Genomic DNA, 26,712 nt, shown 5'->3' with positions numbered 1-26,712 from the left:
TGGCGGCGGAGAGAAGGAGACGGACGCGCGGCATCGGCTCCCCGATTCTTGATCACCCGTCCCCCTCAATGCCGTTGCTCCCCGGCAGAGGCCGCTCCGAGCAGGTGTCACGGTGTCGCGAACCGCTCTTGCCTGAGGTGCGGCCCCGCGTGCCACCGGGACGCGAGGTGCTCTGTGCCGGCGTGCGGGGCCGGGAGCCGTCCGGTTCCGCAGAACGCGGACGGCCCTCGACTCCGTCGGCGGTACGCGCGCGGCGCCGGCGGCGGGATGCCGTGGACGTTGCCAGCGGTGCCGGGACGTCACCGGCGCCGCTCGCACCCTGGGGTTCGGAACCGTCGGCGGCCTCCGCGTCGCCCGACTCACCGGCGTCCACAACCGCACGGTCCTTCCGTTCCGCGCGCAGGCAGCGGCGGATCGACTCCGGGTCCAGACCCTCGTTGCAGGCCTGGTGCAGGAGGCGGGCGAACAGGTAGTCGGAGTCGGCTCCCAGGGCCATGGCCAAGGCCTCCCGGGCCTCCAGGTCGTCGCCGGTCGACCAGGCGACCCAGCCAGCGAGTGTGAGCGGAGCCGCGGCGTGTTCGCCGTAGGGCCCGACGCAGCGGCGGGCCAGCGCGCGCCAGAGGCGCAGAGCCGGAACCGCCTCGTCGCCCTCCATCCATTCGGCCGCGCGGTCTCGGGTCGTACGGTCCTGAAGGCCGAGGATCAGTGTGGCCGCTTCGTCGTGGGCGAGAAGTTCGTCGTCGCGCAGGTCCGACTGGAGCGCGCCGGACACGGGTGGTGCCGCGGCGAACCGGTTCAGGATCAACCGGGCGAGGTCCAGCGTCTCGTGCGCCACGTCCGCGCGGTAGGAGTCGTCGAGGATGCGAGGCACCAGGGCCGAACCGGCGGCGTCCAGGGCGGCTTCCTGATCCAGTGCGGCGGCCGTCTCCCACGGTTGCAGCCTGCTGCGCAACTCGCGCAGCGTGCCGCGTACTTGGAGCCCCGCGTAGGTCGCCGCGGCGGCCAGCACGGAGGTGCCGGGCAGGCCCATCGGGGATCCGTCGACCGGGCAGCATCCCTCGATCGGGCAGCAGTAGGACCAGAAGCGGCCGTCCGAGATGCAGAGTGCCTCGATGACCGTCACATCGAGACGGCCGCACTCGGTGCGCAGGCTCTGCACCAGCGGACGCAGCCGCTCCATGACCTGGCGCCCCGACTCGCCGGGCGCCGGCTCCTGGCAGACGTAGGCGATCATCTGCTCGGGCCGGGTTCCCCTGCGCTCGCTGCCGGTCACCAGGCCGTGGGCCAACTGCCGTGCTACGGAGGCCCAGTCGTCCGCGCCGGCGGGAATGCCGAGTCGGGCTCGGCCGCCGAAGCGGCCCCGACCGCCGCGATCGTGCAGGGCGACGAGGACGATGCTGTCCTCGGGACGGTATCCGAGGAGGTAGGGCAGGGCGTCGGCGAGTTCGGCCGGGGTGCGCAGGGTGACCTGGTGGTCGGCGCCGTGTCGGTCGTACGCGGTGGGCTCGATGTCGCCGTTTTCGGAGGATCCGGTTGTTTCGCTGTGATTCGTCATGCGTTGACGATCTCGCGAATCGCCCCATTCCGCTTGAGCCTGTGGATAAGTCCGGTCAGGGGCACGTCATATGGAGTTCGGTGCGGCCAAGTCGACCCGGGCGACCGGGACATGCGAACCGGAATCGCACGCTCGGCCACCTGCCCACACGGATCCCGATACGAAATCTCACCCCGCCGCAGCGAGGACCAGCGGAAGAACCTGTTCGCCGCCTGCCCGGCGGAGCAGGCGCGCGGCGACCGCCAGGGTCCAGCCCGAGTCGGTGTAATCGTCCACGAGTAGGACGGGACCGGGATTGGCGGCCAGGGCGACGGCCAGTTCTTCGGAGACGGCGAAGGCGTCGGACAGCGCCCTGAGGCGTTGGGCGGAGTTGCTGCGGCGTGCAGCGTGCGTGCCGTCCGGGCCGGTGTGCGTCAGGGTGCCCAGGAGGGGGAGGCGGCCGATGGTCGCGATGCCCTGGGCGAGGGAGCCGACCAGTTGCGGACGGGCCAGGGACGGTAGGGCCACGACCCCCACGGGCCGGGCGGAGGCGTCGGTGGCATTCGGCGCCCAACCACCGGGAGAACGCGCCCAGTCGGCGAGGACCGCCACCGCGGCCTTCAGGACGTCGTCGGGGACAGGGCCGTCGGGTGCGTTCTCGGCCAGCAGGGGGCGCAGCCTGTTGCCCCAGCCGATGTCCGACAGCCGTCCCAGAGCGCGCCCCGTGGAGCACTGGTCCTTGGCCGGGATGCGTCCCTTGAGGTCGACGCCCAGTGCGGCCATCCCGGTCGGCCACATCCGGCGCGGCTCGATCTCCGTGCCCGGGCGGTCCAGTTCCTTCGTCGCCCCTGTCAGCGTCTCCGCCGAGACGGAGGAGTCGATCCAGGCGCCCGCGCAGTTGTCGCAACGGCCGCAGGGCACCGCCCCTTCGTCGTCCAGCTGCCGGCGCAGGAACTCCATCCGGCACTGGGCCGTACTCACGTAGTCGCGCATGGCCTGCTGCTCGGCCGCTCGCTGTTTGGCCACCCAGGCGTACCGCTCGGCGTCGTACACCCAGTCGGCCCCTGTGGCCGCCCAGCCGCCCTTCACGCGCTTGACCGCTCCGTCGACGTCCAGGACCTTCAGCATCGTCTCCAGGCGGCTGCGCCGGAGATCCACCGCTGTCTCCAGGGCCGGTACGGACAGCGGCCGTCCCGCGTCGGCGAGGGCCGAGAGGGTCTGGCGGACCTGTGTCTCGGGCGGGAAGGCCGTATCGGCGAAGTAGCGCCAGATGGCCTCGTCCTCCCTGCCCGGCAGGAGCAGTACGTCGGCGTGGGCCACACCGCGTCCCGCACGCCCCACCTGCTGGTAGTAGGCGATCGGCGAGGAGGGCGAGCCCAGGTGGACCACGAAGCCCAGGTCCGGCTTGTCGTAGCCCATGCCCAGGGCCGACGTGGCGACCAGTGCCTTGACCCGGTTCTCCTGGAGGTCGATCTCGGCCTGCAGCCGGTCGGCGTTCTCCGTCTTCCCGGTGTACGAGGCCACCTTGAAGCCGCGTTGTCGCAGGAATGCGGTGGCCTCCTCGGCGGCGGCCACGGTGAGTGTGTAGATGATCCCCGAGCCGGGAAGCTCGTCCAGATGCTCGGCGAGCCACGCCAAACGGTGTGCGGCGTCCGGGAGTTGGACCACACCGAGCCGCAGGCTCTCCCGCTCCAGCGGGCCGCGCAGCACCAGGGCCTCACCGGCGCCCGTGCCCAACTGCTCGGCCACATCGGCGGTCACGCGCGCGTTGGCGGTCGCCGTGGTGGCCAGCACCGGTACGCCTGCGGGCAGTTCGGTCAGCATCGCCCGCAGCCGGCGGTAGTCCGGGCGGAAGTCGTGTCCCCAGTCGGAGATGCAGTGGGCCTCGTCGACCACCAACAGGCCGGTCGTGGCGGCGAGTCTGGGCAGCACCTGGTCCCGGAAGTCCACAGAGTTGAGCCGCTCCGGGCTGACGAGAAGGACGTCGGTCTCGCCCTTGTCGACCTCTCCGTAGATGGAGTCCCACTCCTCCGGGTTGGCCGAGTTGATGGTGTGCGCCCGGATGCCGGCTCGTGCCGCCGACTCGACCTGGTTGCGCATCAGGGCCAGCAGCGGCGAGATGATCACCGTGGGGCCGGAGCCGCGCCGGCGCAGCAGGGCGGTGGCGACGAAGTACACCGCCGACTTGCCCCAGCCGGTGCGCTGCACCACCAGCGCGCGCCGGCGCTCCTCCACGAGAGCCGCCACCGCCTGCCACTGGTCCTCGCGCAGCCTCGCCGTACCGCTCGGATCGCCGACCAGCTCGGCGAGGATGGCGTCGGCTTCGGCACGCAGCTCCTGGTTGCTCATGCCCCCATGCAACCTCACGCCACTGACAACGGCCCAATCCTCCGCCGCGGTGAACAGGCGCTTCCGGCCGTCCTGACCGCCTGTCCCGGGCGCCCCACGCCCCCTGGCCCACCTGCACCCTCTGGACCTTCCGCACCTCAATGGCGTACGAAAGTGTCGTGCTCCAACGTCCCAGGCGTCGTCGGACGACGCATTGGGTAGGGATATAAGCCACAGACCATCAGATAAGTGGCTGTGGCCCCATTTGCTCGTTGCCGCATCCCAGTTCGACAGCAAGAATTGGAGTCCGCTCCCCGCACGGTTCGTCCGTGATCCGGTAGGGCTCTGCTGCGGTGTGCGCTCCCCCGAATCCGACCTCGCCCGCAGTGTGGGCGCGTAGCCGAAGGGAGGACCGTGACCTTCGGATTCGCTCCGTCCTCCGCGGCATCCACGTCGACGTCAGCCGACCTGTCCGCCGCTTCCGCCAACCCTCTGGCCCGTATGCTCGAACCCTCCGAGTGGGCCGCCGCCGGAATCCCCTTGCTGCGCAATCCTCGCGAGGTCGTCAGCGGGCTGCACTCCCGGCATCGCCCGAGACCGGCGACCGCGATCGTGGCCGTCCTCGACCCGGACGAGCGGCTGCTCGCGAGCGCTTCGTTCGTCCGCCGGTCGGCCCCTGCCGACGGCTGGATGTTCCGCAACGCGCTGCTCGCGCAGCTGCGCCGGGTCATCCCGCACGACCTGCGCCGCCGCACCCCGGTGCGCACCGCCGTGCTGCTCTACTGCCGTGAGGGCGACGCGCGTTGGACGGAGGAGGACGGGGCGTGGATGTGGGGGCTGCGTGACGCCTGCACGCTGCACGGGCTGCGCTGCGGGGCGTACATCACGCTGACCCGGGACGGCTGGCAGGTGCTCGGTGAGGGGCGTGGCGGCCGACGCCCGAGCGCGGACTCGGCGCCGGAACCTTTCGCCATGTCCGAGGTACCGCCCCTGCTGCCCCGCACCGGCGGTGCCGCCTCGGAGGTCCTGCGCCGCGCCGCGGCCCGCTGAAACCCGGTCCGGGCTCCTCGCCCGGACCGTACGGCGGTACGAGACCGCTGCTGGAAGTCCGGGCGACGCCGGGAGATTCCTTACGACGCGGGACCGCCCCGCGTGGGTGCTCCCGCCCTGCCGAGTCACCACGCACGGGACGGAACGCCTGCCGAAGGCACCCTTCGTCAACCACGCCCGGTCTTCCGGGCACGCCGAATCGCTCACCGTGCACAGGGACGCGACGCCGCCCGAGGTGGCCACCGTCGGTCTCCGAGAGCCTTCCGGACGTTCCGGAGACGGCTCTCAGACGCCCGCGCCCAGCACCGAGTTGATCTGCTGCGGGTCGCCGCAGACGATCAGCAGGGCACCGGCCCGGCCGAGGGCCAGCGGCAGTGCGGTGGCGGCAACGGTGTCGAGGCCGCCGTTGACGGCGACCACGACGACCGGCCGAGGTGCCGCACGGCCCGCGACGGCGGCGTCCGCGTAGAAGACGTCGTCGCGCGCGTCGTGCTGCGCCCAGTAGGACGCTTCACCGAAGGACAGTTCATGGGCGGCCCACGGGTGCGGCTCGCCGGTGGTGATCACCAGCACGTCACCGGGGGTACGGCCCGACTCCAGAAGCAGGTCCACGGCTTCCTCGGCAGCGTCCAGCGCACCCTCGGCCGAGGCCGGGACGAGCTGGATCTGCGGGGTCGCCACAGCGGTGCCGGAGGAGGCGGGGGCAGCCGGACCGGACGGTCCGGGCTTGACAGCGGCCACGTCACGCGGCGTGCGTTGCGCCGGCGCCGTGGGCCGCAGAGGGCCGGGGCGACCGGGACGCGACGGCGCCGCGGGGCGGGGGCCTGGTACGGGACGGGGGGTCGGCGCGACGCGGCCGCTGGCCGGAGTGGCGCGGGGACCCTGGGCACTCTCGTGAATCTGAGGCTCCTCGGGAATGAGAGGCATGAGCTGATTTTTATCAAACGTTGGCGCCGCTCGCGTCGGCGGGTGGCACATGAGTGCGAGCGGAACGGTCAGAAGTCGAAGCCGAGCTGCCCCTCGATCTCCGGAACGTTTCCCTCCGCCCAACTGCGGGCCTTCTTGAGGTGCCGCCACTGGGGCAGCGCATCAAGATACGCCCACGACAACCGGTGGTACGGGGTGGGGCCCCGCTCCTCCAGCGCGGCCTTGTGCACGGGTGACGGATACCCGGCGTTGGCCGCAAAAGCGAAGTCTGCATGGTCGATGCCCAGTTCGGCCATCATTTTGTCGCGCTGAACCTTGGCGATCACCGAAGCGGCGGCCACCGCCACGCACGACTGATCGCCCTTGATCACCGTACGAACCCGCCAAGGGGTCCCGAGGTAATCGTGTTTCCCGTCGAGAATGACCGCGTCCGGGCGAACCGGCAAGGCCTCAAGGGCACGCACTGCGGCAAGCCGCAGCGCCGCCGTCATCCCCAGGTCGTCGATCTCCTCCGGGGAGGCGTGCCCCAGGGCGTACGCCGTGACCCACTTGCGGAGTTCCTCGGCGAGTTGGGTGCGTCGCCTTACCGCGATGAGCTTGGAGTCGGTGAGACCTTCAGGGGGCCGGCGCAGTCCGGTGACCGCAGCGCAGACGGTGACGGGGCCGGCCCACGCGCCGCGCCCCACCTCGTCGACGCCGGCAATGACCTTGGCTCCGGTCGTGGCGCGGAGTGAGCGCTCGACGGTGTGAGTAGGTGGTTCGTACGGCATGGCGACCTCAGGGTACGCCGCCCGGGACCCCCTGCGACACCCCGGCCTCCCCAGGCCCCCTCAAGACCGTCCCAGCCCGGCTTCACGCACCGCTCGGCCGGAGCAGCGGAAGCACCAACTGGTCGAGCATTTCCTCGATCTCCTGGTCGCTCCATTCACTGCCGCACACCTTCGACCTGTACATCATCATCGCCGGGATGGCGTCGAAGACATAGCCGTTGGACGCGTCGGGGCGAACCTGACCTCGCTCGATTCCCCGGTCGACAGCGTCACGGATCAGCCGGAGTGTCGGTTCCACGACCCCTTCGACGATCACCCCGTGGAAGCGCTCCGCCTGCGCCATGTCACATTCGTGAATCACCGAGCGCAGGGCGGATCCGGGGCGCGAGAACATCGCGTCACGCGCCCGCGTGCACAGCGCCAGCAGATCCGCACGCACATCGCCGAGGTCGGGCATCTCTTCCAGACTTGGCAGTCCGGCCTGCAACGCGTCCGCGACGAGGTCCTCCTTCGAGGACCAGCGGCGGTAGACCGCGGCCTTGCCCGTCTGGGCGCCGGCGGCGACGCCCTCCATCGTGAGGGCGTTCCATCCGACCGTACTGAGTTGCTCCAGTGCGGCGTCCAGGATCGCTTGTTCGAGCACGGCGCCGCGACGGCGGAGGGAGGTCGCCTGAGCGGGGGCGGCCGTCCAGCCCGAAGTAGCCATCTGAGTCTCTCCAGCGAGCAGTGGAATGGGGAATTCCGGGGATTGGGGGCACGTCGCACGGCGGCGACGGGAGACGCGCCATACGCGAGCGAGTTAAGTGAACGCTTGCGTTCACTGTCGGGGACTCACTACCGTTGACGCGGCAGTGAACGCGGGCGTTCACTAACACACTTGTGGGGGACCCATAGTGACAACCTCTCAGTTGACCCAGAAGCCAGAACCAGGAGCGGCCCGCCGGGAGGGACATCCCGGCATCGCGCTCGCGGTCATCGCGGCCTGCCAACTCATGGTGGTACTCGACGCGACGATTGTGAACATCGCTCTCCCGCACATTCAAGCCGCGCTCAGTTTCAGCACCACCGACCTCACATGGGTCGTCAGCGCCTACACGCTCACCTTCGGCGGTCTGCTGCTTCTCGGCGGCCGGGCCGGCGACATCCTCGGCCGGCGCCGGGTGTTCATCACCGGCATCCTGCTCTTCACCTTCGCCTCGCTGCTCGGCGGACTCGCCCAGGAACCATGGCAGTTGCTGGCCGCACGCGTCCTCCAGGGCGTGGGTGGCGCGATCGCGTCGCCCACCTCGCTGGCACTCATCACCACCACGTTCCCCGAAGGCCCGGAACGCAACAGGGCGTTCGGCGTCTTCGCCGCGGTCTCGGCGGGCGGCGGCGCGATCGGTCTGCTCGCGGGCGGCATGCTCACCGAGTGGCTCGACTGGCGCTGGGTGCTCTTCGTCAACGTGCCGATCGGTCTGCTGATCGCCGTGCTCACACCGCTGTACATCAACGAGTCCGAACGGCACACCGGTCGATTCGACATCGCGGGCGCGCTGACCTCGACGGCAGGCATGGCATCCCTCGTCTACGGCTTCATCCGCGCGGCGGACAAGGGGTGGCGCGACAGCCTGACCATCGGGTCCTTCGGCGCGGCGGCCGTCCTGCTGCTGTCCTTCGTGATCATCGAATCCAGGGCCAAGGAACCGATCACCCCGCTCAGGATGTTCGCCGACCGCAACCGCTCGGGCACGTACGTGATCATGCTGAGCCTCGCCGCCGCGATGTTCGGCATGTTCTTCTACATCGTGCTCTTCGTGCAGAACGTGCTGGGGTACAGCCCGATCCAGGCAGGTCTCGCCTTCCTTCCGGTGACGGTCGTGATCGCGGCGGGCGCGGGCCTGTCCCAGCAGTTCCTCCCGCGGTTCGGACCACGGCCGTTCATGCTCGTCGGGTCGGCCCTCGCGGTGATCGGACTGGCCTGGCAGACGCTCATCAGCTCGGACAGTTCGTACGTCGGCGGAGTGCTCGGACCCATGCTGGTGTTCGGCTTCGGCATGGGCCTGAACTTCGTGACGCTGACGATCACCGCCGTGTCCGGTGTCGCCCCGCACGAGGCGGGCGCGGCGTCCGCGTTGCTCAACGCCATGCAACAAGTGGGCGGTTCGCTCGGTCTGTCCATCCTGACCACCGTGTTCGGCTCGGCCAGCAGGGACGAGGCCAAGAAGCAGCTGCCGAAGTTCCTGGCCAATGGATCGGCGCAGCAGAAGCAGGAGTTCACCAAGTCGCACCAGCTGCCCGCGCCTTGGGGGCACGAGGTGCTCGCGCACGGCATCTCGACGGCCTTCGTCCCGGCCGCCGCGATGGCCGTACTCGCCCTGGGCACCGCCTGGTTGGTGATCCGGGTCCGCAAGAGCGACCTCGACGCCCTCGCGGGCACGGCGGGTCCGGGGATCGGCTGACCGGTCGGGCCCGGCGAAGGCCCGACCGACCGGCAACACCACCGGCACGGGCACCGACATCGGCGAAAACCTCATCACCGCCCCACAGCCCTCGTGTCCTGTCCGTTCTGTGTAGACCCGTGTGTCACACAGCAGCTGCCAGGACAACGGCCGGGTGGTCACGCAGAGTTCCCGGCAGGCACAGAGAGTTTCCGGCGTGCACAGGTGGCACTGCCGGGAGGGAAGTCGCAGCCGTCAGACGGCCGTCGGCGCCCAGCCCGGCAGCGCCTCCGTCCGCTCCGCCCACTCGGCGGGTGGCGTCCCGGCCTTCCCGCCGGCGATCACGCCGCCCACGATGGCGCAGGTGGTGTCCACGTCTCCGCCGACCTGCGCGGTGGTCCAGAACGCATGCGCGTAGTCGCCGAGGCCGCGGGCGGCCGACCAGAGCGCGAAGGGGACCGTGTCGTGCGCTGTCGTACGACGTCCGCAGCCCAGCACCGCGGCGACGGTGTCGGCATCGGCGTAGTCGAGCATGTCGCGGGCGCGCCGCAGCCCCGTGCCGACAGCGCTCTTGGGGACGAGGGCGATGACGCTGTCGAGGAGTGCCTCGCCGCTGGGCGGGCCGCCGGGGGCGGCGGCCAATGCGGCTGCCGCGGCGACGGCCATGGCGCCGACGACGCCCTCACGGTGCTGGTGCGTGGGGTAGGCCGAGATCTCGGCCTGGTGGGTCGCCTGCTCGGGGTCGTCCGCGTACCAGGCACCCAGGGGTGCGATCCGCATCGCCGCGCCGTTGCCCCATGAGCCCTGTCCGTTGAAGAGCGCGGCGGACAGCTCACGCCAGTCGCCGCCTTCACGGACGAGGCGCAGCAACCGGTTGACGGCGGGGCCGTAGCCGCGGTCGAAGTCGTGGCGCCGCGCGAAGGAGTGGGCCAGGGCGTCCTGGTCGACGCGGTGGTGGGCGGCGAGGACCGCGACCACGGAGCAGGCCATCTCCGTGTCGTCAGTCCACTGCCAGGGCGCCGGGGGCAGTTCACGGCGCTTGAGGAGCGGGTAGTTCACGGGGACGAAGAACTGGGAACCCAGCGCGTCCCCCACGGCGAGTCCACGCAGGCTGGCCAGGGCGCGGCCCAGGCGCCCACCGGGAGAGTCGGAAGAATCGGACGGGTTGGAGGAGTCGGAAGAGTTCGAATAGGAGTCGGCTGTCATCGGTGCGCCAGCCTACCCACTGATCCCGTACGGCTCCGGATCCCGCCAGCTGTCGAACGGCCGGTCCAGCGCGTACCTGCCGTCGTCCCCCAGAACGAGCATCCGCATCTCGGCGTTCCCCGGATTGGACAGCGACTCGAACTCCGCGACCGTCCAGTGGAACCAGCGCATGCAGAAGAGTCGCATCGCCAGGCCGTGCGTCACCAGGAGCACGTTGGGCGGGTGGTCCGGGGCCTCGAAGCTGCGGTAGAGGCTCTCCAGGAAGCCGCCGACCCGGTCGTAGACGTCGGCGCCGGACTCGCCCTGGGCGAAGCGGTAGAAGAAGTGCCCGTAGGCGTCCCGGTACGCCTTCTGGAGGCGTACGTCGTCCCGGTCCTGCCAGTTCCCCCAGTCCTGCTCACGGAGCCGGGGTTCCTCGCGTACGCGTACGAGGTCGGGGTCGAGATGGAAGGCGCGGAAGGTCTCGTGGGTGCGGCGGTACGGGGAGACGTACACACTGATGCGCTCGCGGCCGAACACCTCCCGAAGCCGCTTGCCGGTCTCCTCGGCCTGACGCCATCCCTGGTCGGTCAGCGCCAGGGCATGGTCGGGTTCACGCTCGTAGACGGTGTCATCAACATTGCCCGTTGACTCGCCGTGTCGGACAAGGACGATGCGCCGTGGTCGTGCCATGCCAAAACCCTAGATCCAGTGGCGGCATATCGAGCACTCGTACGGGCTCCATACGGCGTAGGTCACACCAATCGTGCCCGATGGGCCACATAGGGGCGCACGATTCACACACCGGGACGTCGGTGACGGCACTCCCGTCAGTCCGGATTTCAAACCGTCCAGCTCGGTTCCAGCTGCACGATGTCCCCCGTGAGAGACGCGACGTCCGCCTCGATCTGTGCCCTCAGTGCGAGCCGTTCCACTCGCTCGGTGCGGTATTTGCCGTGTTCTGCGGCCGAGTGCCACATCGAGAGCACCATGAACTCGTGTCCCGGGGCCTCGCCGAACAGCCCGCGGAGCATGCCGGGGGAACCGGCCATCGCGGGGTTCCACACCTTCTCCTGCATCAGCGTGAAGTGCTCGGCGCGCTCCTCGTGGACACGGCACAGGGCCACCCGCACCAGATCGGCGTCGGTGAAGCGCGGCTCGAAGCCGGTCTTCACATCGAAGCGATGGTCGAACAGCTTTACCTGCGCGTCCTTGAAGGTGCCCATCTGGGCCGACGCCAGCCGGTCGTGGGATCGGGCCATGAAGGAGTCGTAGAAGGCACGGCTTTCCCAGAACGCGAAAATGTGTGCCACTCCTGGCCGCGCTCTGCTCCAGCCTCCCCCCTGTCCCCGAAATCCCGGCTCCCCCAGAAGCCCCGCCCACTTTCGCTGCCCGCGCTCGAAGCCGCGACGGTCCATCACGGTGCAGCGAATCCACTTGACCAGCACCGCGCCATCGTAAGGCCACGGAGCGTGGCGCTGGTCACGCTCCGGCGGAGATCGTCCGCGCATACGCCCCCGCGCGCGTGGCACGATGGACAACAAACGCTGATCGCCCGGCAGTTGGGGCGCGCGATCGAGGCGCACGGGGAAGGGGAACTGTGGTGAACGGCCTCAACAAGGGGATCCGCAAGGCGGAAGTCGGTCTCCAGTGGGATCCGAGTCCCACCGGGCAACCGCCTGTCGATCTGGACATCGTTGCCACCACGTATGTGGCGAGTGATCTCTACGGCACTCCCGCGTACGCGGTGTACTTCGACAGTCGGTCCCCCGACGGCACCATCTATCTCAACCGGGACAGCAAGGACGGCAAGGGCTTCGGCTGGGACGAGGTCATGACGCTGGAGCTCGACCGGCTCGCCGACCGGTACGCGCGCGTGGTGGTCGGTGTCGTCATCCAGCAGCGGGTGGCCCACCGCACGTTCGTGAACGTCCTCAACCCGAAGCTGCGCATCCGCGAGGGGTACAGCGTCCTCACCGAGATGGACTTCGGCGACGTCCTCGGAGCGACGGCGGCGACGGTCGGCGAGTTCACCCGGGACGAGTCAGGAAGCTGGGACTTCCATCCCGGCATCCAGGGCTTCGACGACGACCCTGCGACCTTCACCAGGACGATGGGCAGAGCACAGCAGTCCTGAGCCCTGCCCCCCGGGGCAGCTCGTCAGCCGGCGGTCCAGCCCGGGACCGTCGGCAGCACCTCCTCGGCGATGCGGAACAGCGCCTCGTCGTCAGGCGGCACGTCGTCCTGGCGCCAGATGGATATCTCGAAGGAGTCGCCGCCGTCCTTCGCGCTCGTGGAGACCAGCAGGCTGCGGGCAATGCCTCCGGGGCCGGTACTGGCCTTGCCACCGCCGAGGTTGAAGCTGATGGCGACGGTCCGGTCCGAGTAGAGGACTGCCGGGTGCCCCAGGACCTTCTTCACCTGCGAGGTGGAGTCCACGTAGCGGGCCGCCTGGGCAACGGGGATGTCGTCGTAGGACGCCGACAGCCGCACGGAGTACGTCCTCATGTCGACGTCCGCCTCGGGGCTGGCGATCTTGGTGCCGCCTGCCAGCGTCATCCAGCCTGCGCTGCCCGAGGCGGTCTCCGCGTGTTCGTCCGGAGTTCCCAGGAGCACCGGCAGGTCCGCGCGGTTCAGCGCGGTGCAGAGCGCTGTCGGCGAGACGTACTTCGCCGGCAGGGTGCTGTCCGTACTCGCCGAGCAGATCGCCGGCTTGGTGTCCTGCGTCGTCTTCGGCAGGACTCCCCCGAGTCCCCACAGACCACCCACCACGCCGCCGACCACCACTATCGCCGCGACTGCCTGGGCCCCCGCCCGCATACCCTTTTCGGGCTCGACGAAATCGTCGGCCATGTCCCCCACCCTCCCCTGTGCGCACGCTATGCGCGCTGAGGGAGATTAACCGCTGATCGTTCTGCTGGGAAACCGGATTCTCCCCGGGGCGGGAAACGCCCAGGGCGGCAAAGCCGGAAAACCGACTTCGCCGCCCTGAACAGCTAGTTCACTTCAAGCAGATGCCCTGGCTCAGCTGCACCCGCTGGTCGAACCGCACCCCTCGCAGATGTAGCAGGAACCGGCCCGCTGCATCTTCGTACCGCAGGAGAAGCAGAGCGGGGCGTCCGCCTGGATGCCCAGTTGCATCTCCACCAGTTCGGCGCTGGTGTGCGCCTGCTGCGGGGCGGGCTTGGCCACCTCGGTCACGGCCTTGGGCGTGGCCACGGCCTTCAACTCCTGGGCGCGCGGCGCCGACTGGGCCAGGCCCTCGACGTCGACCTCGTCCTCCGTCGGCTCGTAGGAACCGGTCTCCAGGTGACGCTGACGCTCCTCGGCGGAGTGGATGCCGAGCGCGGAGCGCGTCTCGAAGGGGAGGAAGTCGAGCGCCAGGCGGCGGAAGATGTAGTCGACGATCGACTGCGCCATCCGCACGTCCGGGTCGTCCGTCATGCCGGCCGGCTCGAAGCGCATGTTGGTGAACTTCGAGACGTACGTCTCCAGGGGGACGCCGTACTGCAGGCCTACGGAGACGGCGATCGAGAAGGCGTCCATCATGCCTGCGAGGGTCGAGCCCTGCTTCGACATCTTCAGGAAGACCTCGCCGAGACCGTCGTCCGGGTAGGAGTTGGCGGTCATGTAGCCCTCGGCACCGCCCACGGTGAAGGAGGTCGTGATGCCCGGGCGGCCCTTGGGGAGACGCTTGCGGACGGGGCGGTACTCGACGACCTTCTCGACCGCGGTGCGGATGGTCTCCTCGGCCTTGGCGGTGACCTCGACCTTCTCCTTCTCCTTGGTCTTCGCGGAGAGGGGCTGGCCGACCTTGCAGTTGTCGCGGTAGATCGCGAGCGCCTTGACGCCCAGCTTCCAGGCCTCGAAGTAGACCTCCTCGACGTCCTCGACGGTCGCCGTCTCCGGCAGGTTGACCGTCTTGGAGAGCGCGCCGGAGATCCAGGGCTGGATGGCGGCCATCATGCGGACGTGGCCCATCGCGGAGATGGAGCGCTCACCCATGGCGCAGTCGAACACCTCGTAGTGCTCGTGCTTGAGGCCCGGGGCGTCGATCACATTGCCGTTGTCGGCGATGTGGGCGACGATCGCCTCGATCTGCTCCTCCTGGTAGCCCATGCGTCGCAGAGCCTGCGGGACGGTGCCGTTGACAATCTGCATCGAGCCGCCGCCGACCAGCTTCTTGAACTTGACCAGGGCGAGGTCGGGCTCAAGTCCGGTGGTGTCGCAGGACATCGCGAGACCGATGGTGCCGGTCGGGGCGATGACGGACGCCTGCGAGTTACGGAAACCGTTCTTCTCGCCGAGGCGCAGCACGTCCTGCCAGGACTCCGTGGCCGCGGCCCAGATGGGCGTGTCCAGGTCGTCCGCGCGCGGGGCGACGGCGTTGGCGTCGGCGTGCTGCTTCATGACGCGCAGGTGCGGCTGCTCGTTGCGGGCGTAGCCGTCGTACGGGCCGACGACCGCGGCGAGTTCGGCGGAACGCTTGTACGACGTGCCGGTCATCAGGGAGGTGATGGCACCCGCGAGGGCACGGCCGCCGTCGGAGTCGTAGGCGTGGCCGGTCGCCATCAGCAGGGCGCCGAGGTTGGCGTAGCCGATGCCGAGCTGGCGGAACGCGCGCGTGTTCTCGCCGATCTTCTGCGTCGGGAAGTCCGCGAAGCAGATGGAGATGTCCATCGCGGTGATGACGAGCTCGACGACCTTGGCGAAGCGCTCGACCTCGAAGGACTGGTTGCCCTTGCCGTCGTCCTTGAGGAACTTCATCAGGTTCAACGAGGCGAGGTTGCAGGACGTGTTGTCCAGGTGCATGTACTCGCTGCACGGGTTCGAGCCGTTGATACGGCCGGACTCCGGGCACGTGTGCCACTGATTGATGGTGTCGTCGTACTGGATGCCCGGGTCGGCGCAGGCCCAGGCGGCCTCGGCCATCTTGCGGAACAGCTCCTTGGCGTCGACCTCCTCGATGACCTCGCCGGTCATGCGGGACGTCAGGCCGAACTTGTCGCCGTTCTCCACGGCCTTCATGAACGTGTCGTTCACGCGGACCGAGTTGTTGGCGTTCTGGTACTGCACCGACGTGATGTCGTCGCCACCCAGGTCCATGTCGAAGCCCGCGTCACGAAGGGCGCGGATCTTCTCTTCTTCCTTGACCTTGGTCTGGATGAAGTCCTCGATGTCGGGGTGGTCGACGTCCAGGATGACCATCTTGGCCGCGCGGCGGGTGGCGCCACCGGACTTGATGGTGCCCGCGGAGGCGTCTGCACCGCGCATGAAGGAGACCGGTCCCGAGGCGTTGCCGCCCGAGGAGAGCAGTTCCTTGGAGGAGCGGATCCGGGACAGGTTCAGGCCGGCGCCGGAGCCGCCCTTGAAGATCATGCCCTCTTCCTTGTACCAGTCGAGGATCGACTCCATGGAGTCGTCGACGGCCAGGATGAAGCAGGCCGAGACCTGCTGGGGCTGCGGGGTCCCGACGTTGAACCACACGGGACTGTTGAAGCTGAAGACCTGGTGCAGGAGGGCGTACGCCAGCTCGTGCTCGAAGATCTCGGCGTCGGCGGGCGAGGCGAAGTACTTGTGGTCCTCGCCGGCCTTCCGATACGTCTTCACGATGCGGTCGATGAGCTGCTTGAGGCTCACCTCGCGCTGCGGGGTGCCCACGGCACCGCGGAAGTACTTGCTGGTGACGATGTTGACCGCGTTCACCGCCCATTCGGCGGGGAACTCGACGCCACGCTGCTCGAAATTGACCGAGCCGTCGCGCCAGTTGGTCATGACGACGTCACGACGCTCCCACTCCACCTCGTCGTACGGATGCACGCCGGGGGTGGTGTGAATACGCTCGATGCGCAGTCCCTTGGTGGTCTTGGTGCCCTTCGCGCGGGAACCTCGTGCCGGACCGCTCGCCGTCTCTGTCATGCCGCCTCCCTGTACAGGCAAAAACGCCCTGAAATGCCACGATGTTCCCGTGGCAGAGTGTTTGTCTGGTGTCACGGCAGCCCACACGCTCATGGCTCCGCGACAAGTCCTGGTCCGCCGCCGTCCGGCCGGATCCGGGGTCTCCGCCCGGTCCCGGCCCGCCGGTCAGTCGGCGGAGTGGGCGGGCACCGGGACCTGAACAGTCCCTCCGGGCCCGCCGTCGTCTTCCTGGCTCCCCGATCCCGCGCCTTCGTCGTCCGCGGCGGGGCCTGGTGTCGCTTCCCGGAGTTCCACGATCGCGGCCTCGAAATCGTCCAACGAGTCGAACGCCCGGTAGACGGAGGCGAATCGCAGATAGGCGACGAGGTCGAGTTCCTGCAACGGGCCGAGTATGGCCAGCCCGACGTCATGGGTGGTCAGCTCGGCACTTCCGGTGGCCCGCACCGCCTCTTCGACCCGCTGGCCGAGCTGGGCGAGTGCGTCCTCGGTGACAGGCCGTCCCTGGCATGCCTTGCGCACACCGTTGATGACCTTGGTACGACTGAAAGGTTCGGTGACTCCGGACCGCTTGACCACCATGAGCGAGCACGTCTCCACGGTCGTGAAACGACGGGAGCAGTCAGGGCACTGGCGGCGCCGGCGGATCGACGTGCCGTCGTCCGTTGTACGGCTGTCGACGACACGGCTGTCGGGGTGCCTGCAGAAGGGGCAGTGCATGATCTCCAACCCTCCCTCACAGCAGACTCAATAGCCTCGTAAGACCCCTTGGGCCTCTCGAAGCAGCCCCAAGCATAGGCGATGGCCGAGACGATGAAGACCCGGGGGACCACAACTTCTGGGCTGCTGCCGCAATCCAACCACTAGATGTGGTGATTGGCTTACACAAACACGCCGCACGCGCGTGTCGCACCCGTATTGGCATGTGCCATACGGCCATACCGTCGCCCGGAACACGCGGGCGCTCACCCGTACCGCCAGGGCACTTACGGAGATACCGTGAGCGCGGCACGGAGAAGACGTGGGGCTCCCGCGCAGACCCGGACCGGCCCCCGGCTGTCGGAACGTCGGGTGGCAGACTGGGGCGACAATCCGCAAGGTCACCACCCGGGCGGCGAAGAGCCCGACAATGGGCCCCTTTGTCCGCCAGGTGACACATCGGCCATACACCCATACATGTGATCGCGGCAGGCTATCCGCATTTTTTCACTCGAACGTGTGTTTGGCGCAACCTTTCGAAAGCAACTACCGTTGTCCAGCAGGGAGAACATCGAGAGGGGCCGACGTGACCACCACCGCAGACAGTGCCACCATCACTGCCCAGGATCGCTCCCAGGGCCGACTCGAGCCGGTGCATGCAATGAACGAAGCCGCGAATCCCGAGGGACACAAGCGCTCCCTGCCAGGCCGACCTCCCGGCATCCGGGCGGACAGCTCGGGGCTCACGGACCGGCAGCGCCGGGTCATCGAGGTCATCAGGGACTCGGTGCAGCGCCGGGGTTACCCGCCGTCGATGCGCGAGATCGGGCAGGCAGTCGGCCTGTCCAGTACATCCTCGGTCGCACACCAGCTGATGGCACTGGAGCGCAAGGGCTTCCTGCGCCGCGACCCGCACCGCCCGCGCGCGTACGAGGTCCGCGGCTCCGACCAGTCCTCGTCGGTGCAGCCCACGGACACCGCGGGCAAGCCGGCCGCGTCGTACGTCCCGCTGGTGGGCCGGATCGCCGCCGGTGGCCCGATCCTCGCCGAGGAGTCGGTCGAGGACGTCTTCCCCCTCCCCCGCCAACTGGTCGGTGACGGTGAGCTGTTCGTCCTCAAGGTCGTCGGTGACTCGATGATCGAGGCCGCGATCTGCGACGGCGACTGGGTCACCGTGCGCCGCCAGCCGGTCGCGGAGAACGGCGACATCGTGGCCGCCATGCTGGAGGGCGAGGCCACGGTCAAGCGCTTCAAGCGCGAGGACGGCCATGTCTGGCTCCTCCCGCACAACTCCGCGTACGAGCCGATCCCCGGCGACGACGCGACGATCCTCGGCAAGGTGGTGGCGGTGCTGCGGCGCGTGTGACGCCCGCGGCGGGCGGGGCCGTATCGGCCCGGCCCCCTGACCGGACCCCGGGACCCCTGCGCCGGTTCCGGGGTCCTGTACTGCGCGGCCCCCGGTGAGGATCGCGCAGCCGCGCGGACTCCGACGGCGGTCGGTCGTCGATGCGGTGTCGGCCCGGCGGTCCGGACCGACACCGCCCCGAATCAGTCCGATTCGGCCTCGGCTTCCTCCTGCTTCGCCTTCGCGTCGATCGCGGCCAGCGACCTCCGGGCCTGGTTACGGTCCGTGGTGTACCAGAAGTCGGGCAGTGACGCCTTGAGATAGCTGCCGTAGCGGGCGGTGGCCAGCCGTTGATCCAGTACGGCGACCACGCCCCGGTCTCCCGACGCCCGGACGAGACGGCCGGCGCCCTGGGCCATGAGCAGCGCTGCGTGTGTCGCGGCCACCGCCATGAACCCGTTGCCCCCGGCGTCCTCGACCGCCTTCTGGCGGGCGCTCATCAACGGGTCGTCGGGACGTGGGAACGGGATCTTGTCCATGACGACCAACTGACAGCTGGGTCCGGGGACATCGACGCCCTGCCAGAGCGACAGCGTGCCGAAGAGACACGTCTTCGGGTCGGCCGCGAAGTTCTTGATCAGCTCGCCGAGCGTCTCCTCACCCTGGAGCAGGATCGGGTACTCCGGGATACGGGAACGCAGCTCCTCTGCGGCGAGTTGGGCACCCCGCATCGAGGAGAAGAGGCCCAGTGTGCGACCGCCCGCGGCCTGGATCAACTCCGTCAACTCGTCCAGCATGTCGGCACGATCGCCGTCCCGCGCGGGGCGCGCGAGATGTTTGGCAACGTAAAGGATGCCCTGCTTCGGATAGTCGAAGGGCGAGCCCACGTCGACGCCCTTCCACTGCGGGAGGTCGTCGCCCGGCGTGCCTTCGGGAGGGAGGCCCAGGGAGGCCCCTACGCCGTTGAAGTCGCCGCCCAGCTTCAGCGTCGCGGAGGTCAGGGTGACCGAGCGGTCCGCGAAGAGCTTCTCCCGCAGCAGGCCCGACACGGACATGGGGGCGACGCGCAGTGAGGCGCCGAAGCGGTCGTGGCGTTCGTACCAGACGACGTCCCACTCGGAGCCGTTGCTGATCCGCTCCGACACGTCGTGCACGGACTCCACGGAGGCCAGCGCCTGTTTGCGGACCGCGTCCTCGTCCTGCACGGACTTGTCGCGGGTGGCGCCGATCGCGGAGATCACCGCTCGGCAGGCGTCGCGCAGCGCCATGAGGGCATAGCCGAGGTCTTCCGGGATCTCCTCCAGGCGGCCCGGCAGGGCGAGCTCCATGAGCCGCTCGAAGCCCTCCGCGGCGGTCTGGAGCTGGTCGGCGACCTTCTCGTTGACCAGCTTCGCGGCCCGGCGCACCGCGCGGTTGACCTGGCCCGGGGTGAGCTCGCCGGTGGCCACTCCGGTGACCCGCGAGACCAGTTCATGGGCCTCGTCGACGATCACCACCTCGTGCTGCGGGAGGACGGGGGCGCCTTCGATCGCATCGATCGCGAGCAGCGCGTGGTTGGTGACAACGACATCGGCGAGCTTGGCGCGCTCGCGGGCCGCCTCGGCGAAACACTCCGCTCCGTAGGCGCACTTCTGGGCACCCAGGCACTCGCGGGAGGACACCGACACCTGCGCCCACGCGCGGTCTGAGACTCCGGGCGTGAGGTCGTCGCGGTCGCCGGTCTCGGTCCCGTCCGTCCAGTCGCGCAGCCGCAGCAGGTCCTGGCCCAGCTTGCTGGTGGGTGCCGCCGCCTCGAACTGGTCGAAGAGGCCCTCCTCCTCGTCCTGCGGCACACCCTCGTGGAGTCGGTGCAGGCACAGGTAGTTCGACCTGCCCTTGAGCATCGCGAACTGGGGGCGGCGGCGCAGCAGGGGATGCAGTGCGTCGACCGTGCGAGGCAGGTCGCGCTCCACCAGCTGACGCTGGAGCGCGAGGGTGGCGGTCGCCACGACCACACGCTCCCCGTGCGCGAGCGCGGGTACCAGGTAGCCGAGCGACTTTCCGGTACCGGTGCCGGCCTGGACCAGCAGATGGGAGCCGTCGTCGATCGCCTCCGCGACGGCTTCGGCCATGGTCACCTGGCCGGGGCGCTCCGAACCGCCGACGGCAGTGACGGCAGCATGCAGGAGTTCGGGGAGTGAGGGCTTCGTCATAGCGCGACCACCCTACGGGGCGGGACTGACAACCGGGCGATCAAGGCTGAGGGAGGGGGTGGATCAGGACCGGTGGGCTTTCGGTCGGGGGCGGTTTTCGTTCGGGTGGGGATCGAATGGAGTCCGAGTCGGATCGGTCGGGGATTGGTTTGGGTGAGGTGGAACCGGACGGGTCCGGGCGGTGTACCAAAAGTGATGGCGACGCCACATGGCGCTACAGCAGATCGCGTACGGAACGGTCCCGGACCATGAGGGCGGCCCGCTTGGCGGGCAGGTCCACTTCGGCGGAGAACCGGAAACCGGCGCTCAGGAAAGCGGCTACGGAGGGGGTGTTGCGAAGGTCCGGTTCGGCGACGACGCGGGCACAGGCAGGGCGCTTGTCGAGTACGAGGTCGGCGACGGCCCGGACGAGAGTGCTGCCCACCCCTCGTCCTCGGTCGGCGGCCTCGCCGATGAGCAGGTGGATGCCGGTGTCGTGAGGTCGGGAGGGGTAGTGGCGGGCCAGGGGATCGAGGTCCGCCCGGTAGATCTCCCAGTAGCTCATCGGCGTGCCGTCCAGCACGCCGAGACAGGGGACGCTGCGTCCGTCGCCGGTGAGTTGGGCGCGCAGGTGGTGCTCGGTGAGCGTCCTGGGGCCGGCCAGCTCCCAGAATTCCGCGACCGCAGGGTCGTTCATCCAGCCGCTGATGAGGGGGAGGTCGCGCTGGCAAAGGACGGGGACAAGGTGGAAGAGGCCCGCAGGGGTGCGGATCCGCCCCCAGTCGCCGACACGGTCGAGAAGATCGTCGCGGTCGGCCGCGTCCGCCTCGGCGCAGAGCGCGAGGAACTCCTCGGGCAGACGGAGATCGAGGGTGTCCTCGGCGTCCGTGCCGGAACTCCGGCCGATACAGGTGCCCGAGGTGGAACCGGGGAATGTCGCGGTGTCGGCGCTCGGATCGGTGGGACGCACGGTGACGCTCCTCTCAGGAGACGGGGTGGGTCATGTTCCTCAGGGGCGAAAGGAGTTGGTTGGGCTCAGAAGCTCAAGGGAGTTGGTGGCGATCAAGAATGAAGGGGGTTGGCGATGGTGACGTAGACGGACTGGGTGTCGACCGGGCCGATGAGTTCGTCGAGGCCGTGCAGCCGGGTCAGGAGGTTGGCCTTGCAGCGCAGGACGGGTGAGTCGAGCAGGCGGGCCGGCAGCGAGGTGCGCAGCCGGGCGGGACCGGAGGCCACGTCGCGGAGGAAGCGGCGGAAGGCGGAGAGCAACAGCCGTTCGTCGGCGAGCCCTTGCGAGCCGAACGCTCCGATGAGACCGAGCACGTTGTTGATCGCGAGGTAGTAGGCGAAGCGTTCGTCGGTGACCTCGTCGGAGACGAAGGTGTCGCTGTGGTCGCCGATGCCAGGCAGGCGGGTGTCGAGTTCCGCGCGCCGGGATGCGCGGAAGTAGTAGCCCTGGTTGTCGCGGTAGCGGCCCCCTGCGGGCCAGCCCGCACCGTCCAGCAGGAGCAGCGTGTTCTGCTGGTGCGCCTCCAGGGCGATGCCTGCCTCGCCGTCCAGCCACAGCACGGGGCGGACGACCTGCTCCAGGTAGCGCAGGAACCACTCTGCGGCGACTGCTTCACGGGGCCGGCCGGTCCGCTCGGCGAGGCCGGTGACGACCTCGGCCAGCCGGGACCGCAGCGGGGGCACACCGGAGGCGCAGTGGCCGGAGTGGCTGGTCCGCGAAGGCGCCTGCGGTCCAGCGACGGTGGTGCTCCGCCCGGTGCCCGGCCGGGGTGAGACGAGCCCGGCGACGCAGGAGACGTCGTCGGACGGGCTGAACGGGTTGTGCCGGATCACCACGTCGATTCCGGCCAGGGGTGCACGGGTATCCCCCGCACTCCCTTGGCCACGGTCGGCATCGCACCCGTCCGCCGGCGCGTCGACGGCCAGCCAGGCCGGGTCGCGGACGATGTCGAAGCCCGGGTGGACTGCCCGCCACTGCTGGGACAGCCCGCCGCGCAGCAGGCGGTGCACTTCTACGCCGCGATGGAGTTCTTTGCGGAGGTTCTCACGACGGGAGTTGGTGATGCGGAGGCCCAGGGAGAGCTTGAGCATGGCGGGGGCGCCGGATTGGTGGACGGTCCGCACGGAGGAGGTGGGTTGCCAAGGGGTGCCGTAAGGACCGAGGTCCTGGATCAACCCGGCGTCGAGCAGGGCCGCGATGTCGGCACGGTGCCGGATCTCGCGCCACTGCCAGGGGTGCAGGGGCAGTGCCGTGTGTCCGTCCGGCAACGGCAGCCCGGTTCCGGCGAGTCGGGCTGTGAGCCGGGCGGCGGAGACAGGCCGGCCGCGTTCCGTCCAGGCCGAGTCGGTGGCCAGTACGGAGGGGGCGACGGCCAGCCAGTGCAGTGCGAAGGAGCCTCGCAACTCCGGTGAGTACAGCCGGACTTCGGCCTCGGAGAGACCCTCGCGACTCTTCGGGGTCGGGTGGAGCGGGTGTCCGAGGAGCAGTGCTTGCTCAGCGGAGAGGAAGTGGTCGGGGCCGTCGGCCGGGTGCGTGCGGCGGTCGGTGATGAAGGTGACGGTACGTCGGAGGGAGTCGGCGACGCGGGCCACCAGATCGGTGCCGGTGTCGGGTGTCGTCGCAGCTGCCGCTGGGGCTTCCCGTGTGGAGTCGGCATCGCGCGCGGCCGTCTCCCTGGCGAGCAGTGCCGCGACCGTCACCGCGTCGGCCGGTGGCGCGCTGTGGGGAGCGTTGGACAGGTACGGAAGGCCGAATCGGTGCCAGCCCGTCGGGGACCAGTAGTGGACCTGGGCGTGGAGGGCCGTACCGCTGGCAGGGAGGGGGATGCGGAGGGTGCCGTCGTCGGGGGCCGGGAGGTTCGTTTCGCGCACCCAGCAGCGCAGCAGGTTCTCAACGGCCGCCGCCTGGGCGGCAGTTCCGGGGTCCGGATGCTCCAGGAGGTCGGCGCCCGCGCCCCGGGGCCGACTCGTCTCCGGGCTGCGCGACTGCTGCCGGGGAACGGACTCGGGCGACGCCGTGGCCAGGGCGTGCTCGTGGGAGTGGCTGTCAGGGGTGGATGTGGGGTTCAAGGCTCGTTCCTCGGGAGGTGTTTCGGAGCCGGAGTCGTGTGGCGACGCACTCCTTGGCTCCGGCAGGCGTTGGTCCTGGGCCGTCCGCAACTGGTATTGCGAGTCGGGCGAGTTGAGATCTCGCGTCACCACGGGCACAACGGACCACGCACCGACAGCAGACCCCCTCCGCCCCTGTCGCTGCCAACCCCCGTACCGACCAACGGGTTACGGGTTGCTTCAAGATCCTTGCCGTAGCGAAACCGTTGCCGTTCCGTCGGGAGTCGCCCACAGCGAGCGCATAGTGTGTGATGCCGTTCCCGAAGGGCGTGAGTTCGGCGTGAACTCACCATGAGTTCCGGCTGGGATCACAGCCGTGGCGCACCATCCGTTCACTCCAGGGGGAGTCAAGACCATGCGATCGATACGGCCGTCCTTCACCGCCCGGCGCGGGAGGGGTGCACGTCGCGGAACCACCCCTGTGCTGGCCGCCGTTGCCCTCGCCTCGGCGCTCGCGCTCACCGCGACCGCCTGTGGGTCCGGTGACACCAAGGCGGACGGCCAGTCCACCGCGTCGGCGACCAGTGGTGACACCGGCGACGGCAAGATCAAGATCCCGGACGACATCAAGAACAAGCTCAAAGAGCACGGGATCGACATCGACAAGTGGAAGAACGGCGCCTGGAAGAACTGGAACAGGGACGACTGGCTGCGCGAGGCCGACGACTACATCAACCCGATCATCAAGGGGCTGTGGAGTTCCGGCCGGATGCGCGATGCCAACGACCCGGACAAGGGTGTCGACACCAACGACATCTCGGGTGACCAGGGCGTGACCGACCCGACGCCCGCGGTGGTGGACGCGAAGGCCGTGTCGCCTACGTACCACGCCAACGCGGCGACGGCGGGCAAGGTGTTCTTCGACTCCCCCGAAGGCACGATGGTGTGCTCGGCTACGGTCGTGGAGGACCCGGCGCACCCGGGCAAGTCCAACCTGGTGTGGACGGCGGGCCATTGTGTGCACGCCGGCAAGAAGGGCGGCTGGTACCGCAACCTCGCATTCGTGCCGTCGTACAACAACTCGGGTATGAAGACGGCCCAGTTGGAGACGGCCACCCGGGACCAGGTCGCTCCGTACGGTGTCTGGTGGGCCGACTGGGCGCAGACCTCGCAGCAGTGGATCGACCAGGGCGGGGAGACGGGCGGGCAGGGTTCGTCGTACGACTACGCCGTGATCCATGTGACGCCCGAGAAGGGCGGTGGGGGCAAGTCCCTTGAGGAGACGGTCGGTTCGGCGCTGCCGGTGAACTTCGACGCGCCGGCCGTGCCGAAGGTGTCGAGCATCACGGCGACTGGTTACCCCGCGGCGAAGCCGTACGACGGTTCGACGCTGTACCAGTGCGCGGACAAGCCGGGGCGGCTGTCGATCAACGCCTCGGACCCGACGATGTACCGCATCGGCTGCAGCATGACCGGCGGTTCGTCCGGTGGCGGCTGGGTGGAGACGGGCTCCGACGGCAAGCCGTCGCTGGTGTCCAACACCTCGATCGGCCCGGTGACTTCGGGTTGGCTGGCGGGTCCGCGGCTGGGCGATGTGGCCAAGGGTGTGTACGACTCGGTCAGCAAGAAGTTCGCCGGGCAGTAGACACGGCCGAGGCTCGCCCCAGGTAGGTGATTCCGGGGCGAGCCTCAGGACGTGCTGTGCTACGGCCGTCAGGCCAGCGGTGCCGGTACGTACGGCGCGAGCTCCGCCGCCAGTTCCTCGTGCACCCGCAGCTTGAGCTGGGTGCCCTCCGGGGTGTGCTCCTCGGAGATCACCTCGCCCTCGGAGTGGGCGCGGGCGACCAGCTTGCCGTGGGTGTACGGCACGAGCGCCTCGATCTCGACCGAGGGGCGCGGCAGTTCGGCGTCGATGAGCGCGAGCAGTTCGTCCATGCCCTGGCCGGTGCGGGCCGAGACGGCGATGGACCGCTTCTCGTTCCGCATCAGCCGCTGCAGCGTCAACGGGTCCGCCGCGTCCGCCTTGTTGATCACGACGATCTCGGGCACCTTGGTGGCGCCGACATCCCGGATCACCTCGCGTACGGCGGCCAGCTGCTCCTCCGGGACCGGGTGCGAACCGTCCACCACGTGCAGGATCAGATCGGCGTCGCCGACCTCCTCCATCGTGGAGCGGAAGGCCTCGACCAGGTGGTGCGGCAGGTGCCGGACGAATCCGACCGTGTCGACCAGCGTGTAGAGCCGTCCGCCCGGGGTCTCGGCCCGGCGTACGGTCGGGTCGAGGGTCGCGAACAGCGCGTTCTCGACCAGGACGCCCGCGCCCGTGAGGCGGTTGAGCAGGGACGACTTGCCGGCGTTGGTGTAGCCGGCGATCGCGACCGAGGGCACCTTGTGGCGACGGCGCTCCTGGCGCTTGATGTCGCGGCCCGTCTTCATGTCCGCGATCTCCCGGCGCATCTTCGCCATCTTCTCGCGGATACGACGCCGGTCCGTCTCGATCTTGGTCTCACCGGGACCACGGGTGGCGAGGCCGCCGCCCGAGCCGCCGCCCATCTGACGGGACAGCGACTGACCCCAGCCGCGGAGCCTCGGCAGCATGTACTGCATCTGCGCGAGCGCGACCTGTGCCTTGCCCTCCCGGGACTTGGCGTGCTGGGCGAAGATGTCGAGGATCAGGGCCGTACGGTCGATGACCTTGACCTTGACGACGTCTTCGAGGTGGATCAGCTGGCCCGGGCTCAGCTCACCGTCGCAGATGACGGTGTCGGCACCGGTCTCCAGCACGATGTCCCGCAGTTCGTTGGCCTTGCCCGAACCGATGTACGTGGCCGCGTCCGGCTTGTCGCGACGCTGGACTACACCGTCGAGCACGAGCGCGCCCGCGGTCTCCGCGAGGGCGGCCAGCTCGGCGAGGGAGTTGTCCGCGTCCTGCGCCGTTCCCGTGGTCCAGACGCCGACGAGTACAACGCGCTCCAGGCGCAGCTGCCGATACTCGACCTCGGTGACGTCCTCAAGCTCTGTGGAGAGGCCCGCGACACGACGCAGGGCCGCGCGCTCGGAGCGGTCGAACTGGTCGCCGTCCCGGTCTCCGTCGATCTCGTGGCTCCAGGCGACGTCCTCTTCCATCAGGGCATCGGCCCGAAGACCTTCGGGGTAGGTGTGCGCGAAGCGCTCAGTGTCCTGGGAAGGGGAAGAAGAGGAGGTCATTGGGTCCTTACGTCGATGGGAGTCCTGCAACTGTCTCAACGTGCGAGTGCCCCCGGAGATTCCCGGTGAACCGCGCCGCCGACGCGATGATGGTCGCACGGCA

20 protein-coding genes are annotated in these 26,712 nt (G+C 69.3%); 5 read left to right on the top strand and 15 right to left on the bottom strand.

Features of this window, described 5'->3' with window-relative positions:
- Window positions 1–52: 52 nt before the first annotated feature.
- Window positions 53–1,555, bottom strand: coding sequence for a DUF4192 domain-containing protein (locus AB0I51_RS32240; RefSeq protein ID WP_362981245.1), 1,503 nt, complete (start codon window positions 1,553–1,555; stop codon window positions 53–55).
- Between the two features lie 168 nt (window positions 1,556–1,723).
- A complete protein-coding gene (locus tag AB0I51_RS32235) occupies window positions 1,724–3,883 on the bottom strand; it encodes a RecQ family ATP-dependent DNA helicase (protein ID WP_362981243.1) in 2,160 nt (719 codons plus the stop codon).
- Between the two features lie 393 nt (window positions 3,884–4,276).
- Here AB0I51_RS32235 and AB0I51_RS32230 point away from each other — a divergent pair, with 393 nt between their 5' ends.
- Window positions 4,277–4,912 (top strand): hypothetical protein, encoded by a 636-nt coding sequence (locus AB0I51_RS32230; protein WP_200716447.1) that lies wholly within the window; start codon window positions 4,277–4,279, stop codon window positions 4,910–4,912.
- Between the two features lie 285 nt (window positions 4,913–5,197).
- Here AB0I51_RS32230 and AB0I51_RS32225 read toward each other — a convergent pair whose 3' ends face one another.
- From AB0I51_RS32225 to AB0I51_RS32215, 3 genes are all read right to left on the bottom strand, one after another.
- Window positions 5,198–5,839, bottom strand: a complete 642-nt coding sequence (locus AB0I51_RS32225; RefSeq protein ID WP_362981240.1) for a hypothetical protein — start codon at window positions 5,837–5,839, stop codon at window positions 5,198–5,200.
- Between the two features lie 68 nt (window positions 5,840–5,907).
- Entirely contained in the window at window positions 5,908–6,609 is a 702-nt protein-coding gene (locus tag AB0I51_RS32220; protein ID WP_362981238.1) for a ribonuclease HII, read from the bottom strand.
- Window positions 6,610–6,691: 82 nt separating this feature from the next.
- On the bottom strand, window positions 6,692–7,315 hold the full coding sequence (locus AB0I51_RS32215; protein WP_362981236.1) for a TetR/AcrR family transcriptional regulator: 624 nt from the start codon (window positions 7,313–7,315) through the stop codon (window positions 6,692–6,694).
- Between the two features lie 187 nt (window positions 7,316–7,502).
- Here AB0I51_RS32215 and AB0I51_RS32210 point away from each other — a divergent pair, with 187 nt between their 5' ends.
- Window positions 7,503–9,050, top strand: a complete 1,548-nt coding sequence (locus AB0I51_RS32210) for an MFS transporter (protein ID WP_362981234.1) — start codon at window positions 7,503–7,505, stop codon at window positions 9,048–9,050.
- 234 nt (window positions 9,051–9,284) lie between these two features.
- On the opposite strand, the gene AB0I51_RS32205 is transcribed toward AB0I51_RS32210, so the two are convergent.
- The 3 genes from AB0I51_RS32205 to AB0I51_RS32195 all read right to left on the bottom strand — a co-directional run bounded on the left by AB0I51_RS32205 (window position 9,285) and on the right by AB0I51_RS32195 (window position 11,662).
- On the bottom strand, window positions 9,285–10,235 hold the full coding sequence (locus tag AB0I51_RS32205) for an ADP-ribosylglycohydrolase family protein (protein ID WP_362981232.1): 951 nt from the start codon (window positions 10,233–10,235) through the stop codon (window positions 9,285–9,287).
- A gap of 12 nt (window positions 10,236–10,247) precedes the next feature.
- Window positions 10,248–10,907: a histidine phosphatase family protein gene (locus tag AB0I51_RS32200; RefSeq protein WP_026179190.1), complete on the bottom strand. Its 660-nt coding sequence runs from the start codon at window positions 10,905–10,907 to the stop codon at window positions 10,248–10,250.
- A 149-nt stretch (window positions 10,908–11,056) separates the two neighbouring features.
- Window positions 11,057–11,662 (bottom strand): YdbC family protein, encoded by a 606-nt coding sequence (locus tag AB0I51_RS32195; RefSeq protein WP_362981346.1) that lies wholly within the window; start codon window positions 11,660–11,662, stop codon window positions 11,057–11,059.
- 155 nt (window positions 11,663–11,817) lie between these two features.
- Between AB0I51_RS32195 and AB0I51_RS32190 the strand changes: the two genes are divergently transcribed.
- Window positions 11,818–12,351, top strand: coding sequence for a TerD family protein (locus tag AB0I51_RS32190; protein WP_362981230.1), 534 nt, complete (start codon window positions 11,818–11,820; stop codon window positions 12,349–12,351).
- A 23-nt stretch (window positions 12,352–12,374) separates the two neighbouring features.
- On the opposite strand, the gene AB0I51_RS32185 is transcribed toward AB0I51_RS32190, so the two are convergent.
- The 3 genes from AB0I51_RS32185 to nrdR all read right to left on the bottom strand — a co-directional run bounded on the left by AB0I51_RS32185 (window position 12,375) and on the right by nrdR (window position 16,850).
- Window positions 12,375–13,067 (bottom strand): DUF6215 domain-containing protein, encoded by a 693-nt coding sequence (locus AB0I51_RS32185; RefSeq protein WP_362981228.1) that lies wholly within the window; start codon window positions 13,065–13,067, stop codon window positions 12,375–12,377.
- Window positions 13,068–13,238: 171 nt separating this feature from the next.
- On the bottom strand, window positions 13,239–16,133 hold the full coding sequence (locus AB0I51_RS32180; RefSeq protein WP_362981226.1) for a vitamin B12-dependent ribonucleotide reductase: 2,895 nt from the start codon (window positions 16,131–16,133) through the stop codon (window positions 13,239–13,241).
- A 165-nt stretch (window positions 16,134–16,298) separates the two neighbouring features.
- Window positions 16,299–16,850, bottom strand: a complete 552-nt coding sequence (nrdR, locus tag AB0I51_RS32175; protein WP_362981224.1) for a transcriptional regulator NrdR — start codon at window positions 16,848–16,850, stop codon at window positions 16,299–16,301.
- Between the two features lie 565 nt (window positions 16,851–17,415).
- Between nrdR and lexA the strand changes: the two genes are divergently transcribed.
- Window positions 17,416–18,195, top strand: a complete 780-nt coding sequence (lexA, locus tag AB0I51_RS32170) for a transcriptional repressor LexA (RefSeq protein WP_026151025.1) — start codon at window positions 17,416–17,418, stop codon at window positions 18,193–18,195.
- 182 nt (window positions 18,196–18,377) lie between these two features.
- Here the strand turns inward: lexA and AB0I51_RS32165 are convergent, their stop codons facing one another.
- The 3 genes from AB0I51_RS32165 to AB0I51_RS32155 form a co-directional block, all read right to left on the bottom strand.
- On the bottom strand, window positions 18,378–20,366 hold the full coding sequence (locus AB0I51_RS32165; protein WP_362981222.1) for an ATP-dependent DNA helicase: 1,989 nt from the start codon (window positions 20,364–20,366) through the stop codon (window positions 18,378–18,380).
- A gap of 214 nt (window positions 20,367–20,580) precedes the next feature.
- Window positions 20,581–21,252: a GNAT family N-acetyltransferase gene (locus tag AB0I51_RS32160; protein WP_362981344.1), complete on the bottom strand. Its 672-nt coding sequence runs from the start codon at window positions 21,250–21,252 to the stop codon at window positions 20,581–20,583.
- A 155-nt stretch (window positions 21,253–21,407) separates the two neighbouring features.
- Window positions 21,408–23,423: an IucA/IucC family protein gene (locus AB0I51_RS32155; protein WP_362981220.1), complete on the bottom strand. Its 2,016-nt coding sequence runs from the start codon at window positions 23,421–23,423 to the stop codon at window positions 21,408–21,410.
- Window positions 23,424–23,817: 394 nt separating this feature from the next.
- On the opposite strand from AB0I51_RS32155, the gene AB0I51_RS32150 reads away from it, so the two are divergent.
- Entirely contained in the window at window positions 23,818–25,047 is a 1,230-nt protein-coding gene (locus tag AB0I51_RS32150; protein ID WP_362981218.1) for a hypothetical protein, read from the top strand.
- 68 nt (window positions 25,048–25,115) lie between these two features.
- On the opposite strand, the gene hflX is transcribed toward AB0I51_RS32150, so the two are convergent.
- Window positions 25,116–26,609 carry a GTPase HflX gene (gene hflX / locus AB0I51_RS32145; RefSeq protein WP_362981215.1) on the bottom strand — a complete coding sequence of 498 codons (1,494 nt, stop codon included), beginning with the start codon at window positions 26,607–26,609 and terminating at the stop codon, window positions 25,116–25,118.
- Window positions 26,610–26,712: the final 103 nt, after the last annotated feature.

This window comes from Streptomyces sp. NPDC050549, assembly GCF_040655035.1.
Taxonomy (GTDB): domain Bacteria; phylum Actinomycetota; class Actinomycetes; order Streptomycetales; family Streptomycetaceae; genus Streptomyces.
The sequence above is the reverse complement of the archived record's forward strand: the minus strand, read 5'-3'. Positions and strand labels throughout refer to the sequence as shown.